Source organism: Methylobacterium sp. J-077, from assembly GCF_022829365.1.
Lineage (GTDB): Bacteria > Pseudomonadota > Alphaproteobacteria > Rhizobiales > Beijerinckiaceae > Methylobacterium.
This window is the reverse complement of sequence record NZ_JAKSYJ010000171.1, coordinates 1-349: the sequence shown is the minus strand read 5'-3', so window position 1 is coordinate 349 and position 349 is coordinate 1. Positions and strand designations below refer to the sequence as shown.

The following is a 349-nucleotide window of genomic DNA, read 5'->3' as shown; positions in this document are numbered from 1 at the left end:
TTAGGTAGGCGAGGCCGTTCAGGACGAAGGCCCAAGCGAAGAACAAGTGCCAGGAGCGACCGCCGGTGAGGTCCTGATCGCTCGGAAGGGTCAGCCAAGCCGGAAAGCCTCGGTCGGCTGCCTCGCCATCGCTGCCGGCGGGTGATCGAAAGCTGGAGACGTCACTACAACACCGTACGCCCGCACGCCTCACTGGGATACCGGCCGCCGGCACCAGAAGTGTTCATGCCAGCCTTCACCGCTTGGCCGGCTGCGCTCGCCCGACCAGCTCCGCCGGCCAAGCTACCCGTGGTGGAGCGGACTACCGCGCACTAACTTTAACCTTGGACCACCCTGTGGGGGCCGATCA

Annotated in this window: 2 pseudogenes; one reads left to right on the top strand and one right to left on the bottom strand. The window is 65.6% G+C overall.

The window, feature by feature from the left end:
* Positions 1 to 214: pseudogene (locus MKL11_RS21900) on the bottom strand (hypothetical protein); the annotation flags it as partial.
* Here MKL11_RS21900 and MKL11_RS21895 point away from each other — a divergent pair.
* A pseudogene (locus tag MKL11_RS21895) lies at positions 136 to 315 on the top strand (integrase core domain-containing protein); the annotation flags it as partial. The pseudogenes MKL11_RS21900 and MKL11_RS21895 sit on opposite strands and share 79 nt — an antisense overlap.
* Between the last annotated feature and the right edge of the window lie 34 nt (positions 316 to 349).